This window comes from Ferruginivarius sediminum (genome assembly GCF_003344765.1).
Classification (GTDB): Bacteria; Pseudomonadota; Alphaproteobacteria; order Kiloniellales; family Rhodovibrionaceae; genus Ferruginivarius; species Ferruginivarius sediminum.
This window is the reverse complement of sequence record NZ_QPMH01000012.1, coordinates 1-12,325: the sequence shown is the minus strand read 5'-3', so window position 1 is coordinate 12,325 and position 12,325 is coordinate 1. Positions and strand designations below refer to the sequence as shown.

At 62.2% G+C, this 12,325-nt stretch carries 13 protein-coding genes; 9 read left to right on the top strand and 4 right to left on the bottom strand.

Annotation, left to right across the window (positions count from 1 at the left end; all coding sequences use genetic code 11):
* Positions 1-160: 160 nt before the first annotated feature.
* The 4 genes from DRB17_RS12845 (at position 161) to minE (ending at position 3,034) form a co-directional block, all read left to right on the top strand.
* A complete protein-coding gene (locus tag DRB17_RS12845; protein ID WP_241503831.1) occupies positions 161-958 on the top strand; it encodes a ZIP family metal transporter in 798 nt (265 codons plus the stop codon).
* Positions 959-1,112: 154 nt separating this feature from the next.
* Positions 1,113-1,919, top strand: coding sequence for a septum site-determining protein MinC (gene minC, locus DRB17_RS12840; protein ID WP_114582619.1), 807 nt, complete (start codon positions 1,113-1,115; stop codon positions 1,917-1,919).
* Positions 1,920-1,946: 27 nt separating this feature from the next.
* The gene (minD, locus tag DRB17_RS12835) at positions 1,947-2,762 is read left to right on the top strand and encodes a septum site-determining protein MinD (RefSeq protein ID WP_114582618.1); all 816 of its coding nucleotides are present in this window, start codon (positions 1,947-1,949) and stop codon (positions 2,760-2,762) included.
* Complete coding sequence (minE, locus tag DRB17_RS12830; RefSeq protein WP_114582617.1) at positions 2,759-3,034, top strand: cell division topological specificity factor MinE; 276 nt, start codon at positions 2,759-2,761, stop codon at positions 3,032-3,034. The genes minD and minE overlap by 4 nt, the downstream gene beginning before the upstream one ends.
* A gap of 48 nt (positions 3,035-3,082) precedes the next feature.
* On the opposite strand, the gene DRB17_RS12825 is transcribed toward minE, so the two are convergent.
* Together DRB17_RS12825 and DRB17_RS19965 are read right to left on the bottom strand one after the other, a co-directional pair.
* Positions 3,083-3,604 (bottom strand): OsmC family protein, encoded by a 522-nt coding sequence (locus tag DRB17_RS12825; RefSeq protein ID WP_114582616.1) that lies wholly within the window; start codon positions 3,602-3,604, stop codon positions 3,083-3,085.
* Positions 3,605-3,704: 100 nt separating this feature from the next.
* Complete coding sequence (locus DRB17_RS19965; protein ID WP_147274901.1) at positions 3,705-5,102, bottom strand: hypothetical protein; 1,398 nt, start codon at positions 5,100-5,102, stop codon at positions 3,705-3,707.
* Between the two features lie 245 nt (positions 5,103-5,347).
* On the opposite strand from DRB17_RS19965, the gene DRB17_RS12810 reads away from it, so the two are divergent.
* Genes DRB17_RS12810 through DRB17_RS12800 form a run of 3 tightly spaced genes read left to right on the top strand, consistent with a single transcriptional unit; the run spans position 5,348 to position 8,416 of the window.
* The gene (locus tag DRB17_RS12810; protein ID WP_206607882.1) at positions 5,348-6,916 is read left to right on the top strand and encodes an ATPase domain-containing protein; all 1,569 of its coding nucleotides are present in this window, start codon (positions 5,348-5,350) and stop codon (positions 6,914-6,916) included.
* Between the two features lie 53 nt (positions 6,917-6,969).
* Entirely contained in the window at positions 6,970-7,287 is a 318-nt protein-coding gene (locus tag DRB17_RS12805) for a response regulator transcription factor (protein WP_147274900.1), read from the top strand.
* On the top strand, positions 7,280-8,416 hold the full coding sequence (locus DRB17_RS12800; RefSeq protein ID WP_161958806.1) for an HD-GYP domain-containing protein: 1,137 nt from the start codon (positions 7,280-7,282) through the stop codon (positions 8,414-8,416). The genes DRB17_RS12805 and DRB17_RS12800 overlap by 8 nt, the downstream gene beginning before the upstream one ends.
* Positions 8,417-8,451: 35 nt before the next feature.
* On the opposite strand, the gene hemB is transcribed toward DRB17_RS12800, so the two are convergent.
* A complete protein-coding gene (gene hemB, locus DRB17_RS12795) occupies positions 8,452-9,528 on the bottom strand; it encodes a porphobilinogen synthase (RefSeq protein WP_114582611.1) in 1,077 nt (358 codons plus the stop codon).
* Between the two features lie 336 nt (positions 9,529-9,864).
* On the opposite strand from hemB, the gene DRB17_RS12790 reads away from it, so the two are divergent.
* A complete protein-coding gene (locus DRB17_RS12790) occupies positions 9,865-10,668 on the top strand; it encodes a substrate-binding periplasmic protein (RefSeq protein WP_161958805.1) in 804 nt (267 codons plus the stop codon).
* A gap of 104 nt (positions 10,669-10,772) precedes the next feature.
* Complete coding sequence (locus DRB17_RS12785; RefSeq protein WP_114582609.1) at positions 10,773-12,131, top strand: MmgE/PrpD family protein; 1,359 nt, start codon at positions 10,773-10,775, stop codon at positions 12,129-12,131.
* Between the two features lie 77 nt (positions 12,132-12,208).
* Here the strand turns inward: DRB17_RS12785 and DRB17_RS12780 are convergent.
* The coding region (locus DRB17_RS12780) for a PLP-dependent transferase (RefSeq protein WP_147274899.1) at positions 12,209-12,325 on the bottom strand (117 nt) is incomplete at its 5' end.

Sequence of the window (12,325 nt, the reverse complement as noted above, 5' to 3'; positions counted from 1 at the left end):
CATATCGGTGAGCATCGTTCAGATGGCAAACGACGGTCATCGCCTTGTCACTGTTCCCGGCCAGTGGATAACCTCCACGCCAACAAGGGGCAGTCCGTCCATTGCTCATCCAATGGTGTACTGTATAGCTGGACAGGCTCGCCGCTCAGAGAGATGGGAAATGCTCGGCAGCGCGCTGCAGGAGACCTCGCCGGTCGTGCTGGGGGCGGTGGCCAGCCTGCTGGCCGGTCTTGCCACGGGTCTGGGCGCGATACCGATCCTCATGACGGTGCGCGTTTCCGCGAAGATGCAGGATGCGCTGCTAGGTTTCGGTGCCGGGGTGATGCTGAGCGCCTCCTTCTTCTCGTTGATCCTGCCTGCCCTCGAGGCCGCTCAAGCCGAGGGGGCCGGGCGGTCGCTTGCAGCAACCATTGTCGTTCTAGGCATCCTGATCGGCGCCGGCACCCTGGCGATTCTCAACCGTGTCATCCCGCACGAGCATTTCTTCACCGGGCGCGAGGGACGGGACACGCGCGTCCTGGCGCGGATCTGGCTGTTCGTCATCGCCATCACATTGCACAATTTCCCCGAAGGTCTTGCCGTTGGCGTCGGTTTCGGTGGCGGCAACGTGGAAAACGGCACCGCGCTTGCGATCGGGATCGGCCTGCAGAACCTACCCGAAGGTCTCGCCGTTGCCGTCGCCCTGCTGACCCAGCACTATTCGCGCGGCTACGCCTTCGCGGTGGCGTTCGCCACAGGCCTCGTGGAACCTGTCGGAGGGTTGCTCGGCGCCGGCGTCGTGACGCTGGCACGCGATCTACTGCCCTGGGGTATGGCCTTCGCGGCGGGCGCGATGATCTTCGTCATATCGAGCGAGATTATTCCCGAGACGCACCGGCGCGGCTTCCAGCACGCAGGCACCACCGGTCTGATGATCGGAATGGTGCTGATGCTCTACCTTGACGTGATTCTAGGTTGAGCGTGAACACGCATTTAGTGCGAACGGCGGTTCCGCCGCCGTGCGCCGTGAAGTGCACGTGAAATCGCCCTGAAAAAGTCACTTCCGCGACTCGCACCTATGTCTCTAGCGTGACAATGCGCAGCGGAAAAATGCACCCAGGCAGGGGACACCTTTGCACGAGTCGTCTACCAAGACCGCCGACGCGCCGGCACGGCTGCGCGGCGGAACTTTTACTATGATGATCGTCGACATCCCGGCCGAGGGGGACCCCCTGGCCGGTGTCGAGACGAAGCTTCGCCAGGCACCCAGCTTCTTCGACGGGGCGCCCGTGGTTCTCGACCTGCTGGCCGTGGCCGACGACGCGCGCGTCGACCTGATCGATATCGTGGCCAGGCTGCGCGAAATGGGCCTGATCCCCATCGGCGTGCAGAACGGCGGCGACCGTCAGAACGCGACCGCCCTGGCTGCGGGCCTGTGTCCCTTCCCCATCTGGCGCTCGGGACGTCAGCGGCCTGAACGCGAATCCGATTCGAACGGTGAGCATGATGACCAGGAGCTCGCCGAGCCACAGCCCGCGTCGGGCGCGAAAAGCCAAGATGGCCAGCGCGAGGCTACAGCACCGCCAAAACGCGATGGCACGCCCGCACTGCTGGTCACCCGGCCGGTGCGCTCTGGCAAGCGACTTTACGCACGTGACGGAGATCTGGTGGCGGCGGCGCCGGTTTCCGCAGGCGCGGAATTGATCGCCGACGGCCACATCCATGTCTATGGGCCGCTGCGCGGCCGGGCGCTTGCTGGTGTGCGCGGCGACGAGACGGCACGTATCTTCTGCCAGAGCCTGGAGGCGGAACTGGTGTCCATTGCCGGGGCCTACCGCGTGCGCGAGGATATCGACGAGGCGCTCATCGGTAAGCCGGTTCAGATTTTTCTAAAGGGCGAGCAGCTCGTGATCGACCCGCTCGTCCGCACGCCGAAGTGATTTGGGAGCCCGTGGAAGGGGGTGCACGTGAGTAAGATCGTCGTCATGACCTCGGGCAAGGGCGGCGTCGGCAAGACGACCTCTGCCGCCGCCTTTGCCGCTGGACTGGCCCAGCGCGGCCACAAGACCGTCGTCGTGGACTTTGACGTCGGGCTGCGCAACCTGGACCTGGTGATGGGATGCGAACGTCGGGTCGTTTTCGACTTCGTCAACGTCATCAACGGCGAAGCCCGGCTGAACCAAGCGTTGATCAAGGACAAGCGCATCGACAACCTGTTTATCCTGCCCACCAGCCAGACCCGCGACAAGGACGCACTCAGCCGCGAGGGTGTGGGTGAGGCGCTGGAGAAGCTCAAGGACGAGTTCGAATACGTGATCTGCGACAGTCCCGCCGGCATTGAGAAAGGCGCGGTAATGGCGCTTTACTATGCCGACGAGGCCGTCATCGTGACCAACCCCGAGGTATCGTCGGTGCGCGACAGCGACCGCATCCTGGGCGTGCTGCAGTCGAAGTCGAAGCGCGCCGAGGAGAACCGCGAGCCGGTGAAGGAGCATCTGCTGCTGACTCGCTACGACCTGGACCGGGTCGAGCGCGGCGAGATGATGGCGGTCGACGACGTTCTCGACATCCTCGCCATCCGCCTGCTCGGCGTGGTACCGGAGGACCAGGCGGTGTTGCGGGCCTCGAACCTGGGCCAACCGGTGATCCTGGACGGCACCTCGACGCCGGGCCAGTCCTATCGTGACGCTGTCAGCAGGTTCCTTGGCGAGGAGATCCCCCATCGCTTCACACGGCGCGAAAAGCGTGGCGTGTTCCAGCGCCTCTTCCGGAGGACGGCATGAAGCTGCTCGACTTTTTCAAGCGGCAACCGGCCTCGGCGCCGCAGGCGCGCGAGCGGCTGCAAATCCTTCTGGCGCACGAGCGTGCCGGACGCGACGGCGCCGACTACCTGCCGCAGTTGCAGCGGGACCTGCTTGAGGTCGTGAAGAAGTACGTCGCCATCGACGACGACAAGGTCCAGGTGGCGCTCGACCGGGGCAGTGACGTGGCGACGCTGGAAGTCAACATCGAGCTGCCCGAAACCGCCCCTCGGGAGCAGCGGCGCAGCGCCTGACGGAACGCGCCGCGCCGCCGGACCGCCCGCAGGTATTTGCGGCTGGAATCAACCAGCCGCCCGCGTAGCCTGCGTTTCCGTCGTGACGCGCGGCGGATTCTTGAGCGTCTGATAGATCACGCAGAACCGCTCGGTAAGCTGGATGAGCTTGGTCACCGTCGCATCGTCGGCGTCCGTGTCCAGCGTGAAGGTCAGGCGTACGTCGCTCAATCCGACCGGCGCCTGCTTGTCGATTCCCAACGTCCCGCGCGCGTCCCAGTCGCCCTCGGCGACCACGCGCGCGTCGCGCAGATTGACACCCATGGCCGTCGCCACGCTTTTCAGCGTGACACCTGCACAGGCGACGAGCGCACGCAGCAGGATGTCGGCCGAGCACGCCTGGCTTCCGTCGCCGCCCGTCGAGGGATGCAGGCCCGCCACAACCTGGCCACGCCAACCATCGACGGCGCAGGCAATGTCATCGTCGGCCAGCCTGCCTTCGGCACGCGAGGTTACAATCGCGCTTCCGGGGTTTTCCTTGTAGCGGTCCTTGAGCGGCTTCTGCCTTGCGCGTAGTTCGGCGGCGTCCATGGGTCGGCTCCTCTTGCTTGCCCAATCGTGTCAAAGCCACGGACATGTCAGCCTATATGCACGAACGGAAGCCCGCTCGCACAACCTTAATCAGCCGTGACTAACTGGCGAGGTAAAGTTCCTTCAGGGTCAGGCGCCTCGCCGTGTCCACGTCGCCAAGCAGTCTATCCAGCAAATTGCCGCTCAGGTACCCGAAGTCCGCCGCCAAGCTCGCAGCCGCCGTCAGCTTTGTGTCGACGCCCCATATGTACGGCGTCAGACTGGTGGCTCGCGCCTTGAACGAAAATGCATCCAGCCGGCGCACAAGATCGCGGGTTGGCGCCAGTTCGGCCGGCAGTTCGACGCCCACCGCCCTGATTCCGACGTTGCGCCAGCCGCGAAGGTTGGCCGTTGAAAGCCTCAGTTGAGCCATAGCGGAGCGGCACAAGGATTGGATTCGCGTGAATGGCTCTTGCAGCCGCTGGACGCTCGCATCGGGCGGCAGCTCGACGATCTCGCAAACGATCAGCCGACGGACCTCTTCGGGCGCCGAGCGGAGCACGCCCATGACCTTGAGCCGATGCGGGTCCCGCTCGATACTTCGAAACGATACTGGGACAACGTGTATAACCTGCCGCCCCTGTTCGATCATTCCGGCAACGTGCGATATGGTTGTAGCCAACAGGTAACTATCGAGTTGGGCCCGGCGCACATCCGTCACGTCTCCACGAAATCGGTCGTCGGCGTCGACCTCCATCTCCCCCAGACTCACCCGGCAGAGGCGGCCCGTGACCATCTCGACCTTGACGCGCCAGACCGCGCTGAATCGGACGGCGGCATTCTGGGGAATCTCGTGTTCCTGGTTTTCCAGAACCCGGCGCCAGTACGGCAGTTCCTCCAAAGGGTGGTCAGCAACGTTCTGCCGCGTGCTCCCCATGGCGGTCACCGCGCGGTTCCCTGCTTCAAGACGGCGTTTTTCCGCCTGAATTGCGCTGGCATCGGAAAGCCGCCGGTCTCTCGACGAGATGTGTTGCACGAAGGATTGCCGGTCAATTCCTACTGTTTTCGCGCTATGCCGAAGATCGGCAAGTTTTGGCTGATCTGCGCGAATTCGGTCCACGATCGCGTCTGCCAACGCCGCTAGCTTCAATTGGCCGGCCTCGCGGGTCAGTGTGGGAAAGTAGAGTGTCGCATTAGTCTGTTCATCCAGTTGGAACTCATCATGTGGACCAGCGAAATCTCGTATGACGCTTTCGGCGATCTCTCGCAAACGCTTCAGCGTTTCTTCTCTATTCGTGATTTTTCTGACAACAAGGTCTTCGAGATTCAATAAATGAACTCGACCAAGCGCAACCTTCTGATGCGATTGAAACAAGCGGTCAAGTCTTGAAAATGCCTCTTGTGCATCAGCTTCGCCAGCAATAATGGACTTCGAATACTCCGTCGTATTCGAGTCTGGATACGTGCCGAACAACTGGGCAAATTTCTCCCAGAGAGTCTTGGACTTGTTAGAGCTCATAGCCTCTCCGTCCAATTCGAGTCCTCAACAACCAAACGAAGGTGACGCAAGGGAAAAACATTCGGGAATCATCCGAGAGCAATTTGCAATCATGCCAAATATACACTGCGAAACTTTAGAAATTGCCCTCTCACAACTCCTCAGTTTAACACCTTAAATACTGATAATTTTCATGATTATGTTCATCGAATCAGATTAATATTCATTTAACTTTATGCGTGTTTTTCTCGCGGGGCGCGATACCAATGGATGCCACGGAGGCCAGCAAGGAAATCCTCATGCCTGATAGTAGCCCACGCACCGCGGATCGTCTATCGAGTGGGATCGCGGGTCTCGATCATATACTTCAAGGCGGGTTCATCCCCGGGAAGGCTTATCTCGTCCGCGGCGGCCCAGGCGCCGGAAAGACCACGCTCGGATTTCACTTTCTGACGGCATCCCCAGGAGACAAGACACTTTTTATCAGTTTGGGTGAAGCTGCTTCGCAACTTAAAGAGAATGCAATAAAACAGAACTTGGCAGTCGATAACGTCGAATTCCTGGACGTCTCCCCCGACAAGGAATTCTTCACGGACAACGAAAGTTACGACATTTTCAATCCGGCGGAGGTTGAGCGTGCGCCGCTCGTGGAAGAGATCACAGCCAAGGTCGAGGAGTGCAAGCCGAAGCGGGTCGTCGTCGACTCGATCACACAGCTCCGGTATCTCAGCCCCGACGCCTTTCAGTTCCGCAAGCAGGTCCTGGGTTTCGTACGTTACCTCGATTCTCAGGAGGCGACCGTACTGCTGACGTCTGAGAGCAGTCCCGAGGCTCCGGATAACGATGTCCGCTTCCTGGTGGATGGTATCCTGGAAATCGAACACGACGAGTCACGCCGGTGCGTCACTGTCGCCAAGTTTCGCGGCTCGGGCTTCAAGAAGGGTAGACACGATATGGAGCTTGGCCCGACGGGTGCCGTGATCTACCCCCGGCTTATGCCAGGCGAGTATCACTGCGATTTCGCCGGCGAGCCGATCAGCTCAGGTATCCCGGACCTCGATCAGATGCTTCATGGCGGGCTGGAAAGGGGTACCACGACGATCGTCTCCGGGCCAAGCGGTGTCGGCAAGACAACCTTCGGTCTGCAGTTCATGAAGGAAGCCGCTGGGCGCGGCGAGCGCTCGGTCGTGTTCGCCTTCGAGGAACAGCGCAATATTCTGATAGAACGCTGTCGCGCCATAAACATCCCGGTCGACCGGATGATCGAGCAGGGAACTCTTGTCATCAAGGAGATGGAAGCCCTGACCTCCACGGCCGATCAGTTCGCCGAAGAAGTCCGCCACGAGGTCGAGCGGAACGGCACGCGGATTGTCATGCTCGATAGTATTTCCGGCTACCAACTTACCATCCGCAGCGACCGGCTGACACAGCACATGCACGCGCTGTGCCGTTATCTGATGAATATGGGGGTCACGGTCATACTCCCGAACGAAATTGATACCGTCGCCAGCGCCGACCTGAGGGTCACGAATACCGGCATCAGCTATCTCGCCGATACTATCGTCCTGCTCCGGTATTTCGAGATCGGCGGCACGATGCAAAAAAGCGTCGGCATCCTGAAAAAGCGGACGAGCAACTTCGAGAAGTCCATCAGGCAGTTCGATATCACCCGCTATGGCTTGAAGGTGGGACCGCCGTTGCGGGGCTTGCAGGGCATCCTTTCCGGAACGCCGCAAATATCGGAAACCGCCGGGGAAGTGGAGCCTCCCGTGCAGGGTAACGGCGCCACATCTGCACCGAACGGCGGCAACGGCGCGCACACGCCCTTTGCCTGATGTCCGGCCCGAACGTCTACATCGTGAGCAAGGGTCGGCGGAATGCGCAATTGATGCTGGAGGTGCTCGCGCGCCAAGGCGCGGCCGCACAGGCGTTCCAGTCCCTTGACGATCTGGAGTCCGCCATCGCCTCGAATCCTGCACCGGACCTTGTTTTCATCGACGTCGTCGGATTCGGCAAGGACCTCTGGCGGACATGCGAATGGCTCCACGAGCATGGCACTGCGTTCTTCGTCATCTATCCGCCCAATCAAGAGCGGCTCGAAGCGCTGGGTAGCGCTCACGGCGCCCGGGGAACGTTGAAAAAACCTGTTTCCGTGGCGGTCCTGTCAAAGCTCATCCAAGATGTTTCGAGCGGTAGCCATGCCTGACATCCTGTTGATGATTAACAGCGACGCCAACCGCCGGCTTCTGGAGAATCATCTGGCGGACGATCACGATACCGACCGTCTGGCACCGGATAAGCGTGTCGCAGGCCGTTACGACATTGTTGTCACGGACCTGCGCAACCTCAAGGAACGCCAGGACGAGCTGGCAAGTTGGAGGGAGGATCAATCGCCGCTGGTCGCCCCTGTCCTTCTCCTCGTGTCCATGAAAGAGCGCGAACGGCTACCCGTCCAAGTCTGGGAGCAGGTCGACGATGTCGCGACCATGCCGATCGGCAAGGATGTCCTCACGGCCCGTCTGGGGAATCTGTTGCAGCGTCGCCGGCTTTCGGAGATGCAGCAGCGCTATGCCCACTCGATTGAGATTTTCAACGAGTCCCTGCAGGAACAGGTCGAAACGAAAACCCGGCAACTGAACGACAATCTGACCGAGACGGTGCTGATCCTGACCCGTGCCGGGGAATCGAGGGACCACGAGACCGGCGAGCACATCAATCGGATCAGCGAATATACGAAGCATCTGGCCAACGCACTGGGCATGGGCGAAGACTTCGTCGACACGATCGCCCATGCCAGCCCGATGCACGATATCGGTAAGATCGGCATTCCCGACCACATTCTCCTCAAGGCGGGCCCCCTCAGCCCGGAGGAATGGGCGGTTATGAAGCGGCACACTATTATCGGCGAACAGATACTCAGCGGCGGCCAGTCCAACTATCTTGTAATGGGTGCAAAAATCGCCCGCAGTCATCACGAGCGATGGGACGGCAGCGGCTATCCAGACGGTCTTTCAGGCAGCGACATCCCCCTCCCCGCCCGCATCATGAGCCTGTGCGACGTCTACGATGCCTTGCGTAGCCGCCGCCCCTACAAGGACGGCTTCGATCACGCCACGGCCGTCGAACTGATAACCAAGGGTGACGGCCGAACGCGGCCCGAGCATTTCGATCCGGCGATCCTCGGTGCGTTCGAGAGGATCGCCGACGACTTCGCGGACATCTTCGACGGCTACAAACATAATGGTCCGAGCCGCACCGGCCTGGACGCGGAGCAACAGGCTCACGCGTTTCAAAGCCGCTTTTCGTCACATATCGACGGACGCGAGCCCGACTGACCACCCGCGATACGCCTACCCCGCTCCCCGAAGATTCAACCGGCCTTGAGTCGTTCGGCCGCTTCCACCGCGAAATAGGTCAGCACCCCGTCCGCGCCGGCCCGCTTGAAGGACAGCAGGCTTTCCAGCATCACCTTGTCGTTGTCGAGCCAGCCCCGCTCCACGGCCGCCTTCAACATCGCGTATTCGCCGCTGACCTGATAGGCGAAGGTGGGAACGCGGAACGCCTCCTTCACGCGGTGCACGATATCCAGGTACGGCATGCCAGGCTTCACCATCACCATGTCGGCCCCTTCGCGAAGGTCGAGCATTACCTCGCGCAGGGCCTCGTCGCTGTTGGCGGGATCCATCTGGTAGGTCTTCTTGTCGCCCGCCAGGAAGCCACCGGAGCCGACGGCATCCCGGAACGGGCCGTAGAAGCCGCTAGCGTATTTGGCGGCATACGACATGATCTTGACTTCCTGATAGCCTGCCGCGTCAAGCGCCTCGCGGATCGCGCCGACACGACCATCCATCATGTCAGAAGGTGCGATGATGTCGCAGCCGGCCTCCGCCTGTGCCAGCGACTGGCGTATCAGGGCGTGCAGCGTCTCGTCGTTCAGGACACGGCCATCCGCCACAAGGCCGTCATGCCCCAGCGCGTTGTAGGGATCCAAGGCCACATCGCAGATGACGCCGATATCGGAGACCTGCCGCTTGACTTCCCGCACCGCCTTGCACACCAGGTTTTCGGGGTTCCATGCCTCGGCGCAGTCCGCCGTCTTCCGTTCGGCCGGGACGTGCGGGAACAAGGCGATAGCGGGGATTCCAAGCTCTGCGGCACGGCCCGCCGCCTCGACCAGCCGGTCGACGGAAAGCCGCTCCACGCCCGGCATTGAGCCGACCGGATCCGCGGCATCGGTGCCCTCCTGCACGAACACCGGCCACAGCAGGTCAGCCGGCGCGAGGTGGTTCTCGGCCACCATGCGGCGCGTCCAGTCATCGGTCCGGTTGCGGCGCAGACGAACCGTTGGATAGTCGCCGCGCTTCCCGGCCGCGGCAGGCCGGGCAGGCGCTTCGCCGGTCACCGCACGCACATGGGCGGCGGCGTTCGTGCGTTTGGGCTGTGTCATATCTCTCCTGCGCGCGTGGCGCGTTCTTGACGCTTCTTTTCCCGAAGGCTTCAAACGGCGGACGCGATATTAGGAACTGACCGGGAACGGGACAAGCTTTCCGATACGCTCTGCGCCGCTAGGTCGCGCCCCGCTCGTGCGCCAGCCGTCGTAACATGCCCGGATGATACCCTATTGCTATGAAGTCAAAGCGCATACGATACGTTCGTTACGAAACACATTCGAATTTCAATATTTGGCGTCCGGTTACAGACCGCGTTGGCACAGACCATGATGCACGTCTCTCGAAGTAGAAGCAGTCCAGGCTATCGCCGAACAAGAACGATGACTTCGAGGATGTCGCGGTCAAAGCGTCTTGCCCATCGGGTTTCGCCGCATGTCTACGCATTGTTTCTTGCAACCGCCTCGGCGGTTATGGCCGCTTGTGGTCTTGCGTATGCTGACGAACGCTATAGCGGCCACGCAACGGTCCGGCTGGTAACAGGCAATGACTACGCCCCCTTCACCGGCTCGGATCTACCGGGTGGTGGGATGATCACGGACATCGTCCGGGAGGTCTTCCAGCTTCTTGGCCGCGAGGTCGATGTCAGCTTCCGCCCATGGAAACGCGGCTATCGGGAAACACTCGCCGGCAAGTATGTGGCGACATTCCCCTACGTTCGCACGGCCGAGAGAACGGCGGACTTTCTCTATTCAGAACCGGTGCTGCGGACCGCGATGCGCCCCTTCGTCAAGGCAGGCAGCGCACTGGATGCCGACAGCCTCAAGGATCCCGCAGGACTGCGCTACTGCTATCCGCTGGGATACGAACTAACGGACACTGCCGCGGCCAAAACGCTGATCGGCTCACTGGAGCGGGAAACCCCGGCCACGATGACTCGCTGCTTCGAGCTGCTTGCACACGGTCGCGTGGACTTCGTCCTGACCGAGCCGATCCAGGCGCGGATCACGAAAAAGCGGCTCCAGACCCCGATCGACCTCAAAGCGATTGACCTGGTCGTCGACAAGACGACCTTGCACGTCATCTTCCCCCGTCGGCATCAGGAAAGCGCCGCTGCGTTGCGCCGTTTCAACAAGGCGCTGCGCCGGTTGAAGGCAACGCCGCGCTACAACGCGATCATGGAGCGGCACCTGCCCTGATCCACGGCAATCGACACGACAATCAACGGACGGAAGGCATTGCGTCCGCACCGTCCGTGTGCCTAGGAAGGTACGAGGTTGAAACAGCGCCTGGGGTTCAAGGGATGGCCGGCCAGGTTCAGGATTTCATTCACGGCCTTCGGGCGAAGGACGTTCCAGAAACCGCCTTTCACGCCACGCGTCGGTGCCTGTTGGACACCATCGCTGTCATGTTGGCCGGTACACACACCGAGACGGGCCGGCTGCTTCGCGACCACGTGGCCGCGGTCTACCCGGCTGGTGCATCGGGCGCCCGCTTGCCGCTGGATGGCAGACGCGTCGCCGCTCCTGTCGCCGCAATGGCCGGCGCGGGCGCGACCGACAGTCTGGACGGGCACGACGGCCACCGCCTATGCAAGGGCCACGTCGGCGCAGCAACGGCGCCCGGGTTGCTTGCCTTCACCGACACCGATGGCACCTGCGATCTGGGCGAATTGATCCTGCGTTTGCTCGTCGGCTACGAGATCGCCACCCGCGCGGGCATCGCGCTGCACAGGATATCGCCGCAGTACCACACATCCGGTGCCTGGAACGCGCTTGGCGTCGCCGCCCTTGGTGCACGGACACTTGGCCTCGATGGCGAACACAGTGCCTCGGCGCTCGGCGCGGCGGAGTTCTATGCCCCGCGCGGGCTGATGATGCGGGTCATCGACCAGCCCAGCATGCTGAAGGACGGCTCGCAGATGGGTGCGTTCGCCGGCGTCGCAGCGACGTTGATGGCGCGGGACGGCTTCCGCGCCGGCTCCTCGGAGCTGATCGAAAGCAATGATGTCTCGGACCTCTGGGCCGACCTCGGGACATGCTGGCGGGTCGAGGAGCAGTACTTCAAGCCCTACCCCGTTTGCCGCTGGGCCCAGCCGGCGCTGGAAGCTGCGGCGAAGCTGCAAGGCGAGGTGCTGGCGGACAGTATCGCCCGTATCCGTATCAGGACATTTACCGAAGGTGTCCGCCTTGCGGGGCATGCACCGGCAAACGGTGACGAGGCACAGTATGCCATCGCGTTTCCGGTTGCCGCGCTGCTGCGCTATGGGCGGCTGGGCGCGGACGAAATCGCCGGCTCCGCCCTCACCGACCGGCGCACGCTGGACCTGGCCGCGCGCGTTGAACTGATCCCCGACGACCGCTTCAACGCGCGCTTCCCGGCCGAGCGCTGGTGCGAGATGGAGATCGCAACGACCGATGGTCAAGTTCTGAATTCGGGCGAGACGACCACGCGCGGAGACCCGGAAACGGCGCTGTCGGACGCAGAGATCGTGGAGAAAACGCGCACTCTGATCGCGCCGCTCCTCGACAGCGAACGCACCGACCGCCTGGTCACCGCGACCCTGCACGGCGAATTGGACACTGGAATCGGGCGGCTGCTCGACGATGTCCTGAACCCGCCCGATACGTCGGTGCGCGCGCGGCCCGCCGCAACTGGCTAATCAAGACAGGTAAGGCGGAACACGCCATAGGCGCATTCCGCCGTCCCCTGCCCTGTGACTTATTCCTGTTACGCGGCCTAGCTTCCCGTCGCGGCGGCGAGGCCGCGTTCGACGTCGGCGAGGATGTCGTCGATGTGCTCCAGGCCGACGGCGAGGCGGACGTAGCCGGGGGAGACGCCGGCGGCCTGCTGCTC

Coding starts and splice junctions, on each gene's coding strand:
- DRB17_RS12845 (WP_241503831.1), top strand. CDS start 161: ATGCTCGGCAGCGCGCTGCAGGAGACCTCGCCGGTCGTGCTGGGGGCG.
- minE (WP_114582617.1), top strand. CDS start 2,759: ATGAAGCTGCTCGACTTTTTCAAGCGGCAACCGGCCTCGGCGCCGCAG.
- DRB17_RS12825 (WP_114582616.1), bottom strand. CDS start 3,604: ATGGACGCCGCCGAACTACGCGCAAGGCAGAAGCCGCTCAAGGACCGC.
- DRB17_RS19965 (WP_147274901.1), bottom strand. CDS start 5,102: ATGAGCTCTAACAAGTCCAAGACTCTCTGGGAGAAATTTGCCCAGTTG.
- DRB17_RS12810 (WP_206607882.1), top strand. CDS start 5,348: ATGGATGCCACGGAGGCCAGCAAGGAAATCCTCATGCCTGATAGTAGC.
- DRB17_RS12805 (WP_147274900.1), top strand. CDS start 6,970: ATGCTGGAGGTGCTCGCGCGCCAAGGCGCGGCCGCACAGGCGTTCCAG.
- DRB17_RS12800 (WP_161958806.1), top strand. CDS start 7,280: ATGCCTGACATCCTGTTGATGATTAACAGCGACGCCAACCGCCGGCTT.
- hemB (WP_114582611.1), bottom strand. CDS start 9,528: ATGACACAGCCCAAACGCACGAACGCCGCCGCCCATGTGCGTGCGGTG.
- DRB17_RS12790 (WP_161958805.1), top strand. CDS start 9,865: ATGTCGCGGTCAAAGCGTCTTGCCCATCGGGTTTCGCCGCATGTCTAC.
- DRB17_RS12785 (WP_114582609.1), top strand. CDS start 10,773: ATGGCCGGCCAGGTTCAGGATTTCATTCACGGCCTTCGGGCGAAGGAC.